The sequence below is a fragment of the Pedobacter sp. AW31-3R genome (assembly GCF_052180285.1).
GTDB lineage: Bacteria > Bacteroidota > Bacteroidia > Sphingobacteriales > Sphingobacteriaceae > Pedobacter.
Genome location: NZ_CP197475.1, coordinates 6,528,164 through 6,547,168 on the forward strand (window position 1 = coordinate 6,528,164; position 19,005 = coordinate 6,547,168).

At 43.6% G+C, this 19,005-nt stretch carries 23 protein-coding genes; 10 read left to right on the plus strand and 13 right to left on the minus strand.

The window, feature by feature from the left end; translation table 11 throughout:
* Position 1 precedes the first annotated feature (1 nt).
* The 3 genes from ACSBL2_RS26620 to ACSBL2_RS26630 all read left to right on the plus strand — a co-directional run bounded on the left by ACSBL2_RS26620 (position 2) and on the right by ACSBL2_RS26630 (position 1,424).
* Positions 2–439: a hotdog fold thioesterase gene (locus ACSBL2_RS26620; protein ID WP_442589587.1), complete on the plus strand. Its 438-nt coding sequence runs from the start codon at positions 2–4 to the stop codon at positions 437–439.
* An 11-nt stretch (positions 440–450) separates the two neighbouring features.
* Positions 451–1,017 (plus strand): Crp/Fnr family transcriptional regulator, encoded by a 567-nt coding sequence (locus tag ACSBL2_RS26625; RefSeq protein WP_442589588.1) that lies wholly within the window; start codon positions 451–453, stop codon positions 1,015–1,017.
* An 80-nt stretch (positions 1,018–1,097) separates the two neighbouring features.
* Positions 1,098–1,424 (plus strand): DMT family transporter, encoded by a 327-nt coding sequence (locus ACSBL2_RS26630; RefSeq protein ID WP_442589589.1) that lies wholly within the window; start codon positions 1,098–1,100, stop codon positions 1,422–1,424.
* Between the two features lie 90 nt (positions 1,425–1,514).
* On the opposite strand, the gene ACSBL2_RS26635 is transcribed toward ACSBL2_RS26630, so the two are convergent.
* Entirely contained in the window at positions 1,515–2,075 is a 561-nt protein-coding gene (locus ACSBL2_RS26635) for a DUF2911 domain-containing protein (protein ID WP_442589590.1), read from the minus strand.
* A gap of 4 nt (positions 2,076–2,079) precedes the next feature.
* Positions 2,080–2,262 (minus strand): hypothetical protein, encoded by a 183-nt coding sequence (locus tag ACSBL2_RS26640; RefSeq protein ID WP_442589591.1) that lies wholly within the window; start codon positions 2,260–2,262, stop codon positions 2,080–2,082.
* Between the two features lie 139 nt (positions 2,263–2,401).
* Here ACSBL2_RS26640 and ACSBL2_RS26645 point away from each other — a divergent pair, with 139 nt between their 5' ends.
* From ACSBL2_RS26645 to ACSBL2_RS26665, 5 genes are all read left to right on the plus strand, one after another.
* Complete coding sequence (locus ACSBL2_RS26645; protein WP_442589592.1) at positions 2,402–3,019, plus strand: TetR/AcrR family transcriptional regulator; 618 nt, start codon at positions 2,402–2,404, stop codon at positions 3,017–3,019.
* Entirely contained in the window at positions 3,019–4,335 is a 1,317-nt protein-coding gene (locus ACSBL2_RS26650; RefSeq protein WP_442589593.1) for a TolC family protein, read from the plus strand. Before ACSBL2_RS26645 ends, ACSBL2_RS26650 begins: the two co-directional genes overlap by 1 nt.
* Before the next feature lie 20 nt (positions 4,336–4,355).
* A complete protein-coding gene (locus ACSBL2_RS26655) occupies positions 4,356–5,420 on the plus strand; it encodes an HlyD family secretion protein (RefSeq protein WP_442589594.1) in 1,065 nt (354 codons plus the stop codon).
* A 5-nt stretch (positions 5,421–5,425) separates the two neighbouring features.
* Positions 5,426–6,973: a DHA2 family efflux MFS transporter permease subunit gene (locus ACSBL2_RS26660; RefSeq protein WP_442589595.1), complete on the plus strand. Its 1,548-nt coding sequence runs from the start codon at positions 5,426–5,428 to the stop codon at positions 6,971–6,973.
* A 243-nt stretch (positions 6,974–7,216) separates the two neighbouring features.
* Positions 7,217–9,805: a phosphoenolpyruvate carboxylase gene (locus tag ACSBL2_RS26665; protein WP_442589596.1), complete on the plus strand. Its 2,589-nt coding sequence runs from the start codon at positions 7,217–7,219 to the stop codon at positions 9,803–9,805.
* A gap of 99 nt (positions 9,806–9,904) precedes the next feature.
* On the opposite strand, the gene ACSBL2_RS26670 is transcribed toward ACSBL2_RS26665, so the two are convergent.
* The 8 genes from ACSBL2_RS26670 to ACSBL2_RS26705 all read right to left on the minus strand — a co-directional run bounded on the left by ACSBL2_RS26670 (position 9,905) and on the right by ACSBL2_RS26705 (position 15,258).
* Positions 9,905–10,489: a carboxymuconolactone decarboxylase family protein gene (locus ACSBL2_RS26670; RefSeq protein ID WP_442589597.1), complete on the minus strand. Its 585-nt coding sequence runs from the start codon at positions 10,487–10,489 to the stop codon at positions 9,905–9,907.
* Between the two features lie 82 nt (positions 10,490–10,571).
* A complete protein-coding gene (locus ACSBL2_RS26675; RefSeq protein ID WP_442589598.1) occupies positions 10,572–11,117 on the minus strand; it encodes a peroxiredoxin in 546 nt (181 codons plus the stop codon).
* A gap of 198 nt (positions 11,118–11,315) precedes the next feature.
* A complete protein-coding gene (ygiD, locus tag ACSBL2_RS26680) occupies positions 11,316–12,143 on the minus strand; it encodes a 4,5-DOPA dioxygenase extradiol (protein ID WP_442589599.1) in 828 nt (275 codons plus the stop codon).
* 75 nt (positions 12,144–12,218) lie between these two features.
* Complete coding sequence (locus tag ACSBL2_RS26685) at positions 12,219–12,791, minus strand: YceI family protein (RefSeq protein ID WP_442589600.1); 573 nt, start codon at positions 12,789–12,791, stop codon at positions 12,219–12,221.
* A 91-nt stretch (positions 12,792–12,882) separates the two neighbouring features.
* Positions 12,883–13,389: a DUF3347 domain-containing protein gene (locus ACSBL2_RS26690; protein WP_442589601.1), complete on the minus strand. Its 507-nt coding sequence runs from the start codon at positions 13,387–13,389 to the stop codon at positions 12,883–12,885.
* Between the two features lie 8 nt (positions 13,390–13,397).
* Positions 13,398–14,207, minus strand: coding sequence for a hypothetical protein (locus ACSBL2_RS26695; protein WP_442589602.1), 810 nt, complete (start codon positions 14,205–14,207; stop codon positions 13,398–13,400).
* Positions 14,208–14,213: 6 nt separating this feature from the next.
* Positions 14,214–14,750 carry a heavy-metal-associated domain-containing protein gene (locus ACSBL2_RS26700; protein ID WP_442589603.1) on the minus strand — a complete coding sequence of 179 codons (537 nt, stop codon included), beginning with the start codon at positions 14,748–14,750 and terminating at the stop codon, positions 14,214–14,216.
* A gap of 112 nt (positions 14,751–14,862) precedes the next feature.
* A complete protein-coding gene (locus tag ACSBL2_RS26705) occupies positions 14,863–15,258 on the minus strand; it encodes an HYC_CC_PP family protein (protein WP_442589604.1) in 396 nt (131 codons plus the stop codon).
* 106 nt (positions 15,259–15,364) lie between these two features.
* Here ACSBL2_RS26705 and ACSBL2_RS26710 point away from each other — a divergent pair, with 106 nt between their 5' ends.
* Positions 15,365–16,063, plus strand: a complete 699-nt coding sequence (locus ACSBL2_RS26710; RefSeq protein WP_442589605.1) for a peptidylprolyl isomerase — start codon at positions 15,365–15,367, stop codon at positions 16,061–16,063.
* 32 nt (positions 16,064–16,095) lie between these two features.
* Positions 16,096–16,866 (plus strand): exodeoxyribonuclease III, encoded by a 771-nt coding sequence (locus tag ACSBL2_RS26715; RefSeq protein ID WP_442589606.1) that lies wholly within the window; start codon positions 16,096–16,098, stop codon positions 16,864–16,866.
* A 29-nt stretch (positions 16,867–16,895) separates the two neighbouring features.
* On the opposite strand, the gene ACSBL2_RS26720 is transcribed toward ACSBL2_RS26715, so the two are convergent.
* The 3 genes from ACSBL2_RS26720 to ACSBL2_RS26730 all read right to left on the minus strand — a co-directional run bounded on the left by ACSBL2_RS26720 (position 16,896) and on the right by ACSBL2_RS26730 (position 18,994).
* Complete coding sequence (locus ACSBL2_RS26720; protein ID WP_442589607.1) at positions 16,896–17,456, minus strand: 5-formyltetrahydrofolate cyclo-ligase; 561 nt, start codon at positions 17,454–17,456, stop codon at positions 16,896–16,898.
* A 130-nt stretch (positions 17,457–17,586) separates the two neighbouring features.
* Positions 17,587–18,147 (minus strand): elongation factor P, encoded by a 561-nt coding sequence (gene efp / locus ACSBL2_RS26725; RefSeq protein ID WP_442589608.1) that lies wholly within the window; start codon positions 18,145–18,147, stop codon positions 17,587–17,589.
* 226 nt (positions 18,148–18,373) lie between these two features.
* Complete coding sequence (locus ACSBL2_RS26730) at positions 18,374–18,994, minus strand: ABC transporter ATP-binding protein (RefSeq protein ID WP_442589609.1); 621 nt, start codon at positions 18,992–18,994, stop codon at positions 18,374–18,376.
* Positions 18,995–19,005 lie beyond the last annotated feature (11 nt).

Here is a 19,005-nt window from a genome sequence, read left to right on the forward strand (position 1 = left end):
TATGATCTGGTTTAAAGAATTTAAGGTAGCAGAACTCAACGACAGGCCAAAGAATCACCTTGGTGCCTTACTCGACATACAATTCACAGAAATTGGAGAAGAACACCTGTCGGCAACCATGCCAGTTGATGAGCGGACCCACCAACCGGCGGGGATTCTTCATGGCGGTGCCTCGGTAGTACTGGCCGAAACACTCGGCAGCATCGCATCCTATCTGTGTATTGACCCGCAGCGCTTTCAGGCTGTAGGGCTGGAAATCAATGCCAACCACCTGCGTCCGGTAAAAAGTGGAAAAGTAACAGGAATCTGCAAACCCCTGCACAGGGGAGCCAAAACGCATGTCTGGGAAATAAAAATATATGACGACAGGGGAAAGATGAACTGTATCAGCCGCATTACCGTGGCGATTCTTCCAAAAGCCATCCCGGATTCCCATTAATCTTTAAAGCTTTGGAGAACACTTTAAAAAAGATAAAAGGGATCTATCCGCTGAAGGAAGAACACCTGGCCCTCCTCACCAGTCAGCTACGGCGAAAAACGTATGCAAAAAATGAGGTCATCATCCGGGCAAATAAAGTCGAACCTTACCTGTACTTCATCGAAAAAGGAGCAGCGATGGCTTTTTCTGAGGGAATTGACAATAAAGTCATTTTCTGGTTTGGCTTTGAGGGCGACATTATGATGTCTTATAACAGTTATGTCAATCAAACCCCGGGTTATGAAAATATTGAATTACTGGAAGACAGTGTGGTGTATGAACTCAGGACGGATATCCTCATTGACCTGTATAATTCCCATACCGCATTGTCAAACTGGGGAAGGAAGCTGGCGGAACTGGAATTGATCAAGACAGAAGAGCGTTACATTGCCACCTTATTTAAATCGGCCGCTGTACGTTACCAGGAATTGCTGCAACACTACCCTTCCCTGATCAAAAGGGTTCAGCTTGGCCATATCGCTTCTTATCTCGGCATCACCCAGGTCACCTTAAGCCGGATCAGATCGGAAATCAGGTAAAGCAGCCAATTTCATTTTTTAACATATGTAAAAATCCTTCTCCATATGGAGGGCTACCTTTGTGGCTTAAATTTTTTACGATGAACTGGATTCTCTTAATTATTGCCGGGCTATTTGAAGTGGGTTTCACCACCTGCCTGAAACTTTCCAACAACTTCAGCAACCTGAAATGGACTTCAGGATTCCTGATCTCCGTATTACTGAGTTTCTACTTCCTGAATAAGGCCACAGAAACACTGCCATTAGGGACAGCATACGCCGTATGGACAGGTATCGGAGCCGTTGGAACCGTGATTGTAGGGATCATCTATTTTAATGAACCTGCAAATTTCTGGCGCATGTTTTTTATTGCCACATTAATAGCCTCTATCCTGGGACTGAAATTTTTTGCGGGGAGCAGCCATTAATCCCACATCTGGGTCTTACTGAACCCGTACCATAAAAAAAGGGGAATAGCACAACTGTGTGATTCCCCTTTTTATTGATATCTATAGAAACTACTTTATCGTTACCGGAACTTCAACTGAAGTTTTATCCCATGCAATAATCAGGTGCGCACCGAATGGCTGCGGTGTAAAAACAATCGTTAAGGCTTCCACCGTATTTGCCAAAGCTTTAACAGGCACTTCCACCCTTGCTATATCTTGCTTTTCATCATAGGTATAAGCCCCCCAGCGGTCGGTCTGCTTATTGAAAATTACCGTCCATTTATCTTTTCCGGTAATTGCGAACAAACTGTAAGTCCCGGCGGGAATAGCTTTACCACCGATAGTTACCGGTTTAAAAAATCTGATTTCTGTACTTTCATTCGCCCCAACACGCCAAACCTGATCAAAAGGCTGTAAGGCACCAAAGATTTCACGTCCTTTGGTAGATGGCCTGGAATAAATTACCTTGATCAAAGGTGCTGATTCTTCTCCCTTTTTAACTTTTGCAGCATTTACGGGAAAATAGGTAATGTCGGCAGGACTTGCATCAAGACCAGGGAATTTCAGTTCCTGTGCCTGTACACTAAAGCCCAGCATCGCCAGTAAAACGATGAAGCTCAATTTTTTCATAAAATTAGTATTTACGGCCTTTTACCAAAGTGTATAAAAACCATACTGCAATAAGATAGCCGATAATTGCGCTTAGAATTGTCCATCCAAAGCTTCCTGAGATCACAGCTCCGGTGAAACCACCAAAAAACAATCCTAAAATTGAATATACCCAGTCGAAACTTTTACTATTTTCTTGTTTAATCATTTGAATAAGTCTTATACGCCAAAGGTATTGATTTATTTTAAAAAACCCAATGTCAGCGAACCGTCAAGTGTGATGGATATCACATTAATATATTACAATTAATCAATCGATTGATTAATTTTGCTGCATCAAATTAATTATGGAAAAGCCAGACAAGAAAGCCAACATCCTGATTGCTGCTGAAAAGCTGTTTTCAGAATTGGGCTACGAGGGAACGTCTACCCGTCAGATTGCAAAAGAATCCGGAGCCAATATGGCCATGATCAATTATTATTTCGGTTCGAAAGAAGGGGTATTTTTTGAGATCATGAACGAAAGGCTGATGGATTTCAACCACCAGTTATTGAGTATCAACCAGGATTCAATTCCCCCTATGGAGAAGCTCATGCTTGTCATTGAACGTTATGCCGCTCGCATTCTCAACAATATTTCTTTCCATAAAATGATGCACAGGGAACTTTCGCTGGCTCAGCGTCCGGAAATGTATTGCCGGCTGAAAGATGCCATGACCGCGAACCTGACTGTGATAGAGAATATCATTAAAGAAGTGGTTGCAGAAGGTTCATCCAAACAGGTAGACGTAAGAATGCTCATTGCAACCATTATGGGAACGATTTCCAATGTAGCCATTATGCCATCGAAAGTGACGGCAGGTTCCGTGCTGGAGATCAACAATGCAGAAGACCGGGAAATTATCAGTCAGCGCTTAATCCTCCATTTAAAAGATTTGATAAAAACGTATTTAACAGCCAACTAATGATACACAAAACAATTAAACTGAGTTGCTTCGCTCTCCTGCTGCCGGGCATACTCTATGCCCAGAATGTGAAAAAGCTAAGCATTCAGGAAGCTATCCAGCTGGGAATTGAAAACAGCAAGAACTTAAAACTATCTCAGAACAAAATTGATCAGGCACTGTCTCAACTGGAGATTGTTAAAGACAATGCCTTACCCACTGCAAAAGCGAGCCTGATCTATAACCACGCAGAAATACCCACCAACAAACTGGTGATCGGCGGTGCAGAGGCCATCAATTTACCGAAAAGAGCAGATGCTTACCTCGCAACAGCCGCAGTTGAACAACTGGTATACGGCGGAGGTAAACTCAAGTATGCCCGGGAATCGACCAGGTTACTGTCAGATGTCGCACGACTGGATGCAGATAAAAATAAGGAGGAAGTAAGTTATGCCGTGATCAATACTTATTATGCCTTATATAAAGTTGCCCAAAGTAAAAAGGTGGTCGACCAGAACCTGGCCTCAATAGCAAGTCAGCTCAAACAATCACAGCGTTTCTTCGAGCAGGGAATCGTTACAAAAAATGATGTCCTAAGGTTCCAGCTGCAACAGGCCAATATCAGACTTACCGCACTGGAAATTGAGAGCGACCGTAAAGTCATCAATTACAACCTTGATATTTTGCTTGGACTTGCAGAAGATACAGAAATAGAAATTACAGATCCTGCAGCTGATGGGATGGTCAAAGCGCCATTGAGTACCTATATGGACATGGCCTTCGCCAATCGTCAGGAATTAAAAACACTCGACCTGCGCAACCAGGTAGCGGAAATAGACATTAAATCTGTTAAAGCGAATACCCTGCCAACCGTAGGTGTAGGTGCAAACGTATATTACATCAATCCAAGTGGTGATTTTATCCCTTCCAACCACCAGTATATTGTACCTATGACCCTGGGCGCTACGCTGTCCTGGAATATCGGCACCCTTTGGACCAATAAAAATAAAGTAAGCGATGCCCGTATCCAGCAAAAAAGTGTAGTGATAGAAAAAGAAATCCTGAATGATCAGGTAAAAATAGAAATCAACAAGAACTTCCAGGAGTATCAGGTTGCGATGAACAAAATCAGTATCCTGGAAACTTCCATTGCCCAGGCGACAGAAAATGACAGGTTACTGGAATCAAAATATAAAAACAATGTAGCTTCTGCAATAGACAGGATTGATGCAGAAACCCTTTTATACCAGTCAAAAATCAACCTGGAAATCGCCAAAGCCGATGCAGGCATGGCCTATTACACTTTATTAAAATCAACCGGCAAAATTTCTCAATAAGATCATAACAACAACATATAATGGCAACAGAATCAACACAAGGAACGACAATCGAAACTAAAAAGAAAAGTAAGGTTGTCCCTATCATACTAGCTGTACTACTGGTTATAGGTGCCGTATTCGGCGTAAAAGAATATTTATATTACAGCGTACACGTAGACACAGATGATGCCCAGATTGACGGTGACATCAGCCCTGTTGTTGCCCGTGTGGGTGGTTATGTAAATGAAATCAAATTCGAAGAGAACACTAAAGTAACCGAAGGCCAGTCGCTCGTTACCCTGGACGACAGGGATTTCAAGGTGAAACTGGAGCAGGCTATGGCAGGACAGAAAGGTGCCAGCGCGGGGGTAGGCGTATCTGAAGCACAGATCATTGCGACTTCAGCAAATACCAGCACGGCAAAAGCAAACATTGAATCTGCAAAGGTTAAATTATGGCAGGCACAAAAAGATTATGACCGTTATGCCAACCTGATTAAAGACGGATCGATTACCCAGCAACAATTTGACCAGGCCAAAGCCACTAGGGATGTTGCCCAGGCTTCATTTAGAGCTGCCCAGGACCAATATACTGCCGCATTGAAACAGGTAGGGACCACACAGTCACAGCTTGCAGTAAGCAATACCGGTGTTTCCCAGCACCAGTCAGATGTCGACTTTGCGAAGCTCCAACTTTCCTACACGGATATTAAAGCACCAGCTACAGGGATCGTGTCGAAAAAGAATGTACAGAAAGGACAGCTGGTACAGGCAGGACAGTCACTCTTCTCTATTGTAAACGAAAACAGCCTGTATGTTACTGCAAATTTTAAAGAAACCCAACTGGAAGATATCCGTGCAGGTTTAAAAGTAAATATTGAAGTGGATGCCTATCCTGATCAGGAACTGGAAGGTGAAGTATATAACTTCTCTCCTATCACCGGCGCCAAAGGATCATTGCTTCCTCCGGATAATGCGACAGGTAACTTCGTGAAAGTTGTACAGCGTATTCCTGTGAAAATTAAGATTAAAGCCTCAAAAGAAATGCTGGATAAATTACGTCCGGGTATGAGTGTTAAAGTCTCTGTTATTACCAAAGATTAAATAAAATGGCCGAACAAGGTTTAAAAAAATGGGTAATCACGTTTACAGTGATCACAGCCTCCCTGCTGGAGCTGATTGATACCACGATTGTAAACGTGGCCTTACCCCAGATTCAGGGTAACCTGGGTGCAACCTTAGAGGATGTGGCCTGGTTATCTACAGGATATGCCGTCGCGAATGTGATTATCCTTCCCATGTCGGGATGGCTGGGCAGCCGCTTCGGACGAAAAAATTATTTTCTTACGTCTATTATTGTCTTCACTTTAACCTCCTTCCTCTGTGGGAATGCCACTACACTGGAAGAACTGATTCTGTTCCGGGTGCTGCAGGGACTTGCCGGCGGGGGACTAATCTCTACCGCACAGGCGATCTTAATCGAGACCTGGCCGCGTGAAGACATTGGTATTGCCACAGCCTTGTTTGGCCTCGGTGCAGTCGTAGGACCTACTGTAGGCCCAACAATTGGGGGCTATATCCTTGATATCAGCTCATGGCCATGGATATTTTATGTGAATATTCCCGTCGGGATCCTCGCCGCCTACTGTACCTATGCTTTCATTAAGGCTACGCCTAAAGACGGACAGGGGAAACCGGTCGACTGGTGGGGGATTGCCCTGTTGGCTATAGCTGTCGGAAGCTTACAGACTGTCCTGGAAAAAGGAGAGAGCGAGGACTGGTTTGCCACCCCTTACATCACAGCATTAATGGTGGCTTCCATTGTGGGATTGTTGCTTTTTATCTGGCGCGAGCAAACGACAGACCACCCTATTGTGAACTTCAAGATCATGCGTCACCGCAGTTTCGCCATAGGTATGTTTACCTCATTCGTCCTGGGTTTCGGATTGTATGGTTCTGTATTCGTCTTTCCCGTGTTCTGTCAGAACCTGCTTGGATTCTCGGCACTGCAGACCGGAGAACTGTTGTTCCCTGGGGGATTATGTACCATCATGATGATGCCATTTATAGGGATATTCCTTAAAAAAGGAATCCCTGCACAATTTATGGCCACCATAGGGATGTTTCTCTTTTTTGTCTTCTGTAATATGCTGAGCAAGTCAACCCTGTCCTCAGGAACTTCCGATTTCTTCCTGCCATTGGTGATCAGGGGTATCGGTATGGCCTTGTTATTCGTTCCGCTGACTACCCTGGCTATTCAGGACCTTAAAGGGGAAGAAGTCGGTCAGGGTTCCGGACTGAACAACATGATGAGACAATTGGGCGGATCATTTGGGATCGCGGCATTGACGACGCTGATCCACACCCGTCAGGGATTTCACCGCAGTAACCTGCTGGTCAATATCAATGAATATAATCCGGCATTTACGCAGCGCTTTACTGCTTTTATCAATAATTTCATGAGCAAGGGCTATACCTACCTGGATGCCAAAATGATGGCTACAAAAGCCATTGAAGGGACGCTGACCAAGCAATCCCTGTTATTAACCTACAGTGATGCATATTGGGTAGCAGGAATGGTCATGTTATGTTCCATTCCACTGCTTTACCTGCAGAAATTCAAAAAGAATGTGGATATTCCAGCCGATGTGCACTAGACTCAGGTCAGTTTTTCTATAAAAAAAGCCGTTAAGTTTTGCTTAACGGCTTTTTTATTCAAAAAAATCGTAACAAATAGCTGTTTACTACACATAAACCGCTAGTACCTTTAAAAATGTAGAAAACCTTTATGCCAGCAATTTAAAATTTATTTACATTTTAACCAAAATAATTTTATTAACATTAGTTATAGATGTTCGCTCCATTTTTGCTAGCTTGAACCCGAAAAATTTCTAAATGATATGATGCAGAAACCACGTGTAGCGGGCCATAGAGAATCCATTTTTAACAATGAGGTTGTCTCTAGATTTGAATTGTATAACAGCCTGTTTCTAACGCTCCCATTTTACAAAATCAAGGATACAGGTACTTTGTTGCCTCTTTTCATTAAACATTGTGAAGATGGAGTCAAGACGCATTTAGCGCCTTCTGAAATTATTGATACCTTTTTTGCCAAGTACACCCAAGTAGGAGGAGCGAAGGATGTCATCGATTTATTGTTCCGGTTTATACAATATATCGAGCGCCAGGTCGTACTGTTTGATGCCGTTGAAGATGCTTCATTCAGCAAATTAAATGTTGATGAAGATACGCACACGCTTCGTTTAATGTTAAAAAAGAGTGAGTTTAATACCGAACTCCATCAGAAAATTGAAGACCTGATCAAGGATTTTTCATTACGGCTGGTGCTTACCGCCCACCCTACTCAGTTTTATCCGGGTACGGTATTGTCCATTATTACGGACCTTACTGCTGCGATTAAAGTAAATGATATCGTCAGCATCAACCAACTGTTACAGCAACTGGGCAAAACACCCTTTTTTAATAAAAAATCACCAACACCGGTAGATGAGGCGATGAGCCTGGCCTGGTTCCTGGAGAATGTATTTTATTTTGCAGCCGCCAATATCCAGTCAGAAATTGACCAGGACCTGCATGAATTTAATATCCTGTCCAAAAAGATCATAGAACTCGGCTTCTGGCCCGGAGGAGACAGGGACGGAAATCCAAATGTCAATTCAGGGCATACGCTACAGGTAGCGAAGACCTTGCGTCAGATTTTATTCCGCTGTTATTACAGGGATTTCAGAAAGCTGAAACGCAGGATTACCTTCAGGGGCGTGGAAGAAACCGTCAATAAAGTGCAGGACGTATTGTACAGAAATGCATTTGACATCAATGTAGTGCCTGAAAATATATCGGCCTCACTTATTGAAGACCTGCACCTGATCAAATCTACCCTGATTGAATCACACGATGGTCTTTTTGCGGACCTGGTAGATGATTTACTGCGTAAAGTGGAGCTTTTCGGCAGCCACTTCGCTTCTTTGGATATCAGGCAGGACAGCAGCGTGCTGAGGGCAACACATGCCTACTGCAGACAAAGTAAACCCATTGTATCCCTGTTCCCCGAAAATTACGATGAATTGCCGGAGGAAGAGAAAATCAGTCAGCTTTCCTTTAAAAGCGCCAAACTCAGTTATACCGGCGAGCCGGGACCACTCATTCTGGACACCCTGGAAACCATTGCCAAAGTAATGGAAATCCAGCATTCTAATGGCGAACTGGCCTGCCACCGATTTATTATCAGCAATACCCAGCAGGCAAGTGACATCCTTCAGCTGATCGAACTGTTCCTGTGGAACGGATGGGATGAAAGTAAGCTTACCGTAGACTTTGTACCATTATTTGAAACGGTGAATGACCTTCAGGGAGCGGCTAAGATCATGGAAAAACTGTATAGCCATCCTTTTTACAGAAAACACCTGGAAAGCAGGGGCAATAAACAGGATATTATGCTGGGCTTCTCTGACAGTACCAAAGATGGGGGTTATTTGATGGCCAACTGGTCTATCTTTAATGCAAAAGTAGGTTTAACGGCCATCGCTGCAGAGCACAACATCCAGCTGGCATTCTTCGACGGCCGTGGAGGCCCACCTTCACGTGGCGGAGGGAAAACACACCGTTTTTATGCATCAATGGGGAAAGAGATTGCCAATAAGAATATACAATTGACCATTCAGGGACAAACGATCAGTTCACAATACGGATCTGTGGACAGCGCTGGCTTTAATATCGGCCAGCTGATCAATGCCGGGATTTCCTCCAGCATTAAAGAGCGTCACAATATCCTGCTCGACCCCTTACATAAAGATGTTCTTGATATGATGGCTAAAGACAGCTTTGATACCTTTATGGCATTGAGGAAACATCCTTTGTTCCTGACTTACCTGGAACGTTTCTCCCCGCTGACCCTGTTATCGAAAATTACGATCAGCAGCAGGCCTGTGAAAAGGAGCTCCGGAGAGAAACTCCGTCTTGAAGATTTAAGGGCTATCAGTTTTGTGACTTCATGGGGACAGCTGAAACAGAATATTCCGGGATTCTATGGGGTTGGTACTGCCTTGAAAAACCAGGAAGCAATTGGCAACTGGGATAATATCGTGAAAACATACCAGCAATCGGGCTACTTCAAAACGATTATCGACAACTGTATGATGTCCATGAGTAAATCTGATTTTTCTATTACTGCACATTTTGCCAAAGACCCGGACTTCGGTGACTTCTGGAAAATGCTGAACAATGAGTATGAAACCGCGAAAGAGATGCTGCTTAAACTCGCCGGCCACAGTGCCTTAATGGAAAATTATCCGGTGGAAAAAAGGTCTATCGCAGTACGCGAAAAGATTGTATTGCCACTGGTGCTGATTCAGCATTATGCCCTGGAGAAACTGCAGCAGCAATTAGATGAGACCGAATCGCAGTCGTACGAAAAACTGGCCATCAGGACAGTATATGGAATTGTCAATGCAGGCAGAAACTCTGCATAAGCCCACTCTTCAGCCTTGTTGACAAAAAGGGCTGAAAATTCAGACATACAAAAGGCGGCCCGATGAAAGGCCGCCTTTGTTTATATAGAGGGAAATGTATTAATAGATTACTTTTCCGGCAGAAGTCACGATGGAAGCGATGCGTACCGCATCAAAAACACGCTCTTCAGTAGCTCCCAATGCCAGGATAGACTTCTCATGTGCATTCACACACATTTCACATCCGTTAACAGCAGAAACAGCGAGGCTCATCAACTCAAAGAACTCTTTCCCTGTCACAGGGCTGCTCATCAATTGCATGCGCACACGGGCAGGAATCTGCGTGTATTTTTCTTTTCCCGTAAAGTGACGGAAACGGTAGAATACATTATTCAATGCCAGCAGGGAAGCACAACCGGCAGCTTCAGCGATATCAGCCGCTGTAGCCTCTTTGGCCAGTGCCTGTTGTTCGTAAAAATCTGTCAGTATTTTATTGTTGTTATTTACGGCAATGCTCAGGGCAACAAGTGCACATTCTTTTTCAGACAGGTGTGCCGAAGTCAGCGTGCTCGTAAAGTTCAATTTCAGGTCTCTTACGTATCTTGAATTGCCTTTCTCCAATAGCTGGATACTCTCATTTCTATAGTCTGCATCCAGACCAACGATGGCTAATAATTCTTGTATAGTCTCAGTAATTTCGCTCATTATATTCGTATTTCAGGATAATCAGGGTATAAAAAATCCCTGCAAAATGCATTTACAGGGATTCAGTATATAAAAATCAAATTTAAACAGTCAGGGTAGCTTCACCTTTTTCCCAGTTACAAGGACAAAGTTCGTCAGTCTGTAAAGCATCAAGTACTCTCAATACTTCTTTCACATTACGACCTACGCTTAAGTCATTTGCACTTGCCCAACGGATGATTCCTTGTGGGTCAATGATAAATGTAGCACGGTAAGCAATTTTCTCAGTCGGCTCAAGAATATCCAAAGCTTCAGCCAATGATTTGGATGTATCAGCAAGCATTGGGAATTTCAATCCGCGTAAATCATCATGATTGTGTCTCCAGGCCAGGTGAACATTTTCTGAATCAGTAGAAGCACCGATTAAAACAGTATCACGGTCACGGAATTCACCATAATTTGCATTGAACTCAGCAATTTCAGTAGGGCAAACGAAAGTAAAATCTTTTGGCCACCAGAACATGCAAGTCCATTCGTTGTTTTCATTTACTAAAGTATCGGAAGATAATGTTTCAAATTCTTTACCTTTTTCAATGCTAACTACAGCTGGTTTAGCATATGAAGGGAATTTTTCACCTATGTTAATCATAATATTTTGTTGTTTTCGTTTTTTGTTTTCGTTGCACAAATATACGGCGGCAAGTGTTCTTACACAACCCTTTTAAAGGAAATGAAAATCATTAATATTGATCTGGCCATAGACAAAAACTATAATCATTTTTTGATAAGTAGATGTTTTCTATTTGAATTTTGATAAGCAGAAGTGCGCTATTTGAAGCTCCCTCACTTATCCGATGCGTACGGAAGTCATGGTCAGCGATCCGCCAACAGCTTTATCATTAAACAGGGAAACCTCATCACTGTCCCGCTGAAGACCTAAAGTATACAGTAGCGGCAAATAATGCTCAGGCGTAGGAATAGCCAGCTGCGCCGCTTTACCAAGGCTTTCCCAGCCAATCAATGGCTGGTGATGGCGATTAAGAATCAGGTCTTTAAACTGCTCATTGGCTTCGATGGCCCAGTCGTATCCACCGCCATTGATCATCTCCCAGCTAAGCATCCTCAGGTTATGGACCATATTTCCACTGCCCAGAATCAATACTCCTTTCTTACGCAGGACATACAGCTCCCTCGCCAGTTCATAATGTGCCTGGGGTGTTTTTGTATAATCAATGCTCAGCTGTAAAACCGGAATATCTGCTTTGGGGAACATGTGCTTCAAAACAGTCCATGCACCATGGTCGAGCCCCCAGTCGTGGTCCAGTTCCACAGGGATGTTTTTAAGCAGGGCGGCCGTTTCTTCAGCCAGTTCAGGATTTCCCGGTGCAGGGTACTGCGCATCGAATAAGGCGTGTGGGAAACCACCGAAATCATGGATCGTTTGGGGGAAATTCATGGCCGTCACCGCAGTGCCCCTGGTGAACCAGTGCGCAGAGACCACAATTACAGCTTTGGGAACAGGAATCGTCTGCCCCATCTCTGCCCATTTCCGGCTGAACTCATTGTCTTCAATGCCGTTCATCGGTGATCCATGCCCGATAAACAAAACAGGCATCACTGTTTCCTCCAGCGGCAGGCTGGCTGTTAAATTTTTAATTTCTCTTAAGTTTGCCATGATTTCCCTGGTCATAAAAAAGGGCTGCAAAAGTATTTAATCCCTTTGCAACCCTCTTTCTATCTAAATTTTTATTTATTTAGCCTGAGCAAATTGCAGGTTTAAGGTGATTTTAACGTCTTTACCTACACCCATCCCTGTCGGATCATATTTGATATTGTAATCTAACCTGTTGATGGTTGTCGTAGCCGCAAAACCAGCCTTGGTATTGGATTGCTGATCCTTTGCTGTTCCACCATACACCACGGCAAATTTAACCTCTTTAGTCACGTCGCGGATCGTCAGTTTACCACTCAGCTCATAGTTGTTCCCTTTTAATTTTTTGAAGGAAGAACCCACAAAAGTCATGGTAGGAAATTTCTCCGCATTGAAGAAATCATCTGTTTTCAGGTGATTGTCACGCATTTCAACGCTGGTGCTGATGCTGTTTACATCTACCGTGAAGTTAATTTTTGCATCTGTCAGGTCTTCTTTTGACGCTTCAATCGTTCCCTCAAATTTCTTGAATGAACCATCTACAAAAGAAATTCCCGAATGTTTAACTTCAAAGTTAACAAAAGAGTGCATCGGGTCTGTTGACCATTTTGTCTGTGCGAAAGATGCTGCGCTGATTGACAGGGCAACAAAGAATAAAAATACTTTTTTCATTTTAATACTCAAGATGATTATTTGTTCTCTGCAAATGTAGGGGACAAACAGATCCGGCTGATTGATGTATGGTAAGAAATTAGGTTTCGCCTTATTTTTTTGCGATGGTACTTTTTACCTCCCCACAATCATACATCATACTGCCATAATATGGATTCTGAACAGCTTTCACTTCATTCAGCCAGCTCGCTTTTACCATTGGGCAATATTGTATAAATACAGTCTTTGTATTTAATTTCAGTTCCTCCGCAAGTTTCACAAAAGAATTACTCACTCCTTCGAAACTCTTGCGCTGAACTTTTAGGTCCCCGCTTTTTGCGATCGAGGCCAGTTGTGTTTGCATTGCGGCCGATTCCTTCATCCATAACTGGTGCTGCTGATCGGACGAAAAACCTTTGTGGGGCACCTCTTTTACTGCGGCTGACAAAACCAGCGCTGCCTGTTGTGCCGCTGCCGGCTGGTCTTTTGCCAATGCATTTTTCAGCACATAGTATTTGTCCAGCGCCTGATTGAATTTAGCAGAAACGGTCTGCTGTGCATTTCCCTGTTGTACAAAAACACCTGTAAAAAGTGTAATCAATAAAATTAGTCTGTTCATGATTTAAATTATAAAATGTTAAAGAAATTAAACTCCGCACGTATGAGGTACATGTTCTTGGTATACCGGTTGGCTATCCCTCCGGCGACCTGAAACCTGTAGCCCAGGTCAATACGTGTTCTGCTATTGATAATGGTCTGAATTGCTGGTGCAAAATCGACATACGACCTGCCCGACGAAGGATCTGTTTTACCGAGGACTTCAAAATAAGCATTGAAATTCGGCTGATTATAGTTTTTATACACTACAGGCAATACCAGGTAACCGGAGGAAAGGCTGTATCCGAGCAGCTGATCAGGTTCCGGCATTCCAGCAACCTGAGCGCTCTCCCTGTTAAAAGCCTTGGTATAGCTCAGTGTAGCCGACAAAGCAAGCTTATGCAGCAATTGGGTAAAGATCAATCCACCCTGCAGCCCGCTATTGTCTCCTTCCAGGTTAATATCCTCCGTGTATACAGGTCGTTTACTGGTGCTTATCCGCCCGAAAGCCGCAGCCCTTAAATGCTGCTGCGTGCCATCAAGGGAAAGAAATCTGTATTTGGCATACAGACTTCCGCCCTCCAACCGGTATTTTCCATCCATATCAGAGAAAAATCCCTGCACATGGGCCATCAGGTTCTTGTTGAAGCCAACCATCACTTCAGGAATAGTCCTGTTCATTGCTCCCCCCTTAAAAATCCCCTCATTGGTCATCCTGATGCCAATAGATTTTGCTGCCATATTACTCGCCGGTTCGGTAAAAACATACAATTCCTGGGCGGTTGTATGCAGGCTTAGGGCGGTCAGTATAATTACTGCCGCCAGTTGAATACCCTTCATTTCTGCTTAGATGCTTAAATGAAAGATACGTGTTTCTTTCCCCTGAACCACTCCCCTGCCTGTCTGATAAGCCGTGGAATTCAGTGCTGAGGCATTCTTTTTAAAGGTAGAAGAAGGTACAAAATCCTTGTCGACCACGCGTGCGGTCACAGGCCCGTTAAGGGTTTTACTTTTGGCATTGATAAACTGAAAGGCTGTTCCACCGGCTACAGCCATTCCTTTATCATCAATTGTGGTCTGGTCAAAATTAATGGTTGCAGAAAGGTCCCCGACAGAGAATCCGGCATCCTGTACTTTGTCCCTGATCTGGTCTACGTTTACCTGTTCTCCTGCTTTGAAGGTCAGCAGAAATACATTGTTGTTCAAATCCGGTGTAATTGTTTCAATAAAGCCAAGGCTTCTTAAAGAGGTTTCTGTTGCTTTAGAACACATCGAGCAGGTCAGGCCATTCACCTGTAAGGCTGCTTTGGAAATTTGCTGGGCGAAGGTATGGCCACTGATCAATAGGATAGAGAGCGTAATGAAATTACGAATAGTTTTCATGTCAATTTGATTTTCAGGAAGTTATAAATGAATTTTGAACGCCAGAAAAATACAGGCGTACGTCACCATGCCACAACATAGCGGCAATGGCCTTTAGTTTAACCTTCCTGGTCTAATTCCTGAAAACACAATTATAGGCGTAGAGGGCTACGCGGGCAGAGAGCGGAGGTGCCTCCGTTTTTTTCGTGCTGAACAATCGCGGAAGAATACGTTCTGCAATCTCTGAAAGAAATGGGGTAAGGAATAACTGGGTGCCATAGTTCTTAGGCAGGTTTACTTTTAAGCCTGACTCATGGCTGTCTTTGATTTTAGCTTCAACAGACGTGTTTTTACAGCAATTATCCGCCTTAACCGTCTTCTCTGCTTTACAGCCTTGACAATGGGCCACCTCAGTGAAATGAATAGCAGAAAGCTTGCCCCCACAGAAATGCAGGCTCAAAGCAACGCCAATAACGCTGATGAGGTAAAAGGCGGAAAGTGCCAATGCTATTTTCTGTCTGAAGTTCATTTCATCACAAAGCTAACCAATAATTTATTAAAAAAAGCAATTTTGTATCTTAACTTTGCTCGGTAGTCAACTCAAGACCAGACCATAAAAAGCACCGGAATCAACCATGAAATATCTATTTATACTGCTCATCTCCCTTTCTTTCTGCACGGCCTTTGCGGCTAAACCGACACATCAGTATGTCAGGATCAGGACTGACCGGGGGGAATGTATCATTCTGTTGTACAACAGTACGCCCAAACACCGGGACAACTTTGTCAAACTGACCAAACAGGGCTTCTTTAATGGCACACTCTTTCATCGTGTCATTAAGGCTTTCATGATCCAGGGTGGGGATCCGGATTCCAGAAATGCAGTGGCCGGTAAAGAACTGGGCAACGGAGATGTAGGATACACCGTCCCTGCGGAATTCCGTGACAGCCTGTTCCATCAGAAAGGGGCACTGGGTGCAGCACGTGACGATAACCCCGAAAAGGCCTCCAGCGGGTGCCAGTTCTACATCGTGCAGGGGAAAAAATTTACTGATGCACAGTTGGACAGTATCGAGGTAAAGCGGCTTCATTTTAAAATCCCTGCCTGGGAGCGTGAGCATTATAAAAATGCCGGAGGCTCTCCCCATCTCGATAGAAACTATACCGTCTTCGGGCAGGTCATTAAAGGAATAGAACTGGTAGACACCATCGCGGTTGTCCCGACAGATGCCAATGACCGTCCTCAGACAGATGTTAAGATGGAAATATCCCTGCTTAAACGACGTGAGGCAAAAAAAATAGAAAAAGAATTCGGGCTTAAAAAAGCAGGCTAATGGCTGCCCGGTTACCCAAACACCCATATCCCATGAAGATCATCTCTTATAATGTAAACGGCATCCGTTCTGCCACCACAAAAAACTTCTTTGGCTGGCTGCAGGCTACTGATGCAGACATGATCTGTCTGCAGGAAGTAAAAGCTCTCGCCGTTCAGATCCCGGAAATTATTGCCTTAATTGAACAGCTTGGATACCATCATTATTGGTTCAGCGCTGAAAAAAAAGGATATAGCGGCGTAGCGATCCTGACCCGTATTAAACCCAATCATGTAGAATATGGCTGCGGTGAAGAGTGGATAGATAAAGAAGGACGCATTTTAAGGGCCGATTTTGACACTTTCTCCCTGATGAGCGTCTATCTCCCTTCAGGATCATCAGGAGACGACAGGCAGTCTAAAAAGTATGAGTTTATGACTTTCTTTGAGGGTTATATCAAAGGCCTGCGTCTGCAACACCCGAATATGGTAATTTCTGGTGACTACAATATTTGCCATACCGCCATGGATATCCATAACCCCAAGTCGAATGCAAATTCTTCCGGTTTTCTTCCTGAAGAAAGGGAATGGATGGGCTTATTCCTGGAAAGCGGGTTCATAGATACCTTCAGGCATTTCAACAAAGATCCCCACCATTACACCTGGTGGAGTTTCAGGGCCAATTCAAGGGCAAAGAACCTCGGCTGGCGTATCGATTATCATCTGGCTACCCAGCCCATGCTGGATAGGCTTAAAACCGTAAAAATACTTCCCGATGCGGTACATTCGGATCACTGCCCTATCCTGTTAGAGCTGGAAGCATAGGGCATTCTCCTGGGTTAAAACATCCAGGGTCAAAACCTCATCATTTGCGTGGGGGTGAGACAGAGATCGAGTTTCACATCATTCACGTGGGTATCGGCAATGGTATCCACGTGTTCAAAGAGTGACAATCCTACTTTAAGGGTATCAAGACCTGCCAAAAAACGGTCATAAAACCCCTTTCCATACCCCACGCGATACCCCAGAATATCAAAGGCGAGCAAGGGAACAATCACCATATCTATCTTTCCATCATGTTGCTCCTCTTCCATGGGCTCCAGAATATTAAACAGGTTTTTCTGCAGGTCTTCTTCGCCTCTATAGGGATGATGGGTCATCAGACTCGTATTGAAATCTGCACGTGGCACCAGGATTTTTATAGCAGGATGGTTCGTTTTCAGCCACCTGATCAGCATGAAGGTATCGGGTTCATTCTTTTCTGCAATGGGCAGAAAGATATGCAGCACCTTTACCTCGCTGAAATCAAGCCTGGTAAATTGTTCCAGTAATTTTTCTGTGAGTCCCAGCACTTCTGCCTGGCTCAGTGCTCTTCTGCGGAGTGTTTCCTGTGTACGAATGGATGCTTTGTTCATTTTCGTGTGTATTGGCCGAATATAGAAATTTCATTATCCCGGTAAAAAAAATGTCCGTAAAAAAATATGGCTTCGGGAACCACTCCGAAGCCAAAATCAACCTAAACCTAAAACTAAACTATGAAAATTCTTATTTTACTCTTTCTATATAATCGCCAGTACGTGTATCAACCTTCACTTTATCGCCCTGGTTGACAAACAATGGCACTTTAATTTCTACTCCTGTTTCTACTGTTGCATATTTCAATGCATTTGTAGAAGTATCTCCTTTAACCGCTGGTTCTGTATAAGTGATCTCTAACTCTACATGAGCAGGAGTCTGTGCCATGATCGGCTCTTCACTTTCGAATGCGATTACCACATTCATTCCTTCCTTCAGGAATTTCACAGATTCACCAAACAAAGTTTTAGTGATATTAAACTGCTCAAAAGTATGGTTATCCATTACCACAAGGAATTCACCATCCTCATATAAATACTGGTAATCGTTGGTTTCTACCCGGCAGATGGTTACTTCTTCATCTGTGCGGAACCTGTACTCCACTAATTTGCCCGTCTTGATGTTACGCATTCTGGCCTGGTAAAATGCCCTTAAGTTTCCAGGAGTACGGTGAAGAAATTCTTCCACAGCAACTAACTCTCCATTGAAACGAAGGATATTACCACTTTTTACTTCTGATGCTTTTGCCATTTTTACAAATTAACGCTTTATGCGGTCTGAAATTATATCTGTGAGGCGATTTTTTTCTGTGCCCCAAAAAGATTGTTTCATGAAAATAAGACTTAAATAATCGGCCTTATTTCGTGCCGCAAAGGTAAAAACTATTTTCCAATCTCACAATAGGAAAAATAAAAAAATCTTTACAGGCGATTTCCGTAAAAATTCGTGACAATCCGCTTGCAATTGGAGGGAAAATTTACTGGTTTTTATAATCAGAAATGTGGATCAGCTGGTCACAAAAAGAATATTCATTTTCCTGGTTGGATCCCACAAAAACCATTTTGTTGGCCGTGAACTTTTCCATAAGGCCGTGATACCACTGTATCCCCTGTTTATCAAGGTTTGAAGTCGGTTCATCAAGGAACAGCAGCGGGGTATCGGTGCAGCAGGCCAGGGCCAGTTTGGTACGCTGTTTCATACCGGAAGAAAAGTATTTTAGGGCTTTATCCTGTGACTTCGACAATCCCAGCAGGTCCATCAGCTGCAAGGCATCAACGGCTGGATGAAATTTTTTGAATTTAAAGTGGAAATCGATCGTCTCCTGAAGGGTGAATTCCTCCACGAGGTCGAGATAAGGCGCAGCAAAGCTAAGGTAGTGGTATATTTTATCGGCAGGGATTTCCTCCCCATCCATAAAACTAACGGTTCCTTCTGAAGGCGTAAGGACGCCCAAAAGGACCGCCAATAAGGTCGATTTACCCGAACCGTTTGGTCCGAGTACAGCATATTTACCGGCAGAATGGAACGAATAGGTGAGGTTCCTAAAAATCCACTCCTGGTTAAACCTTCTGCCGGCATCCTTTAAATCGATCTTCATCCTATAACGGA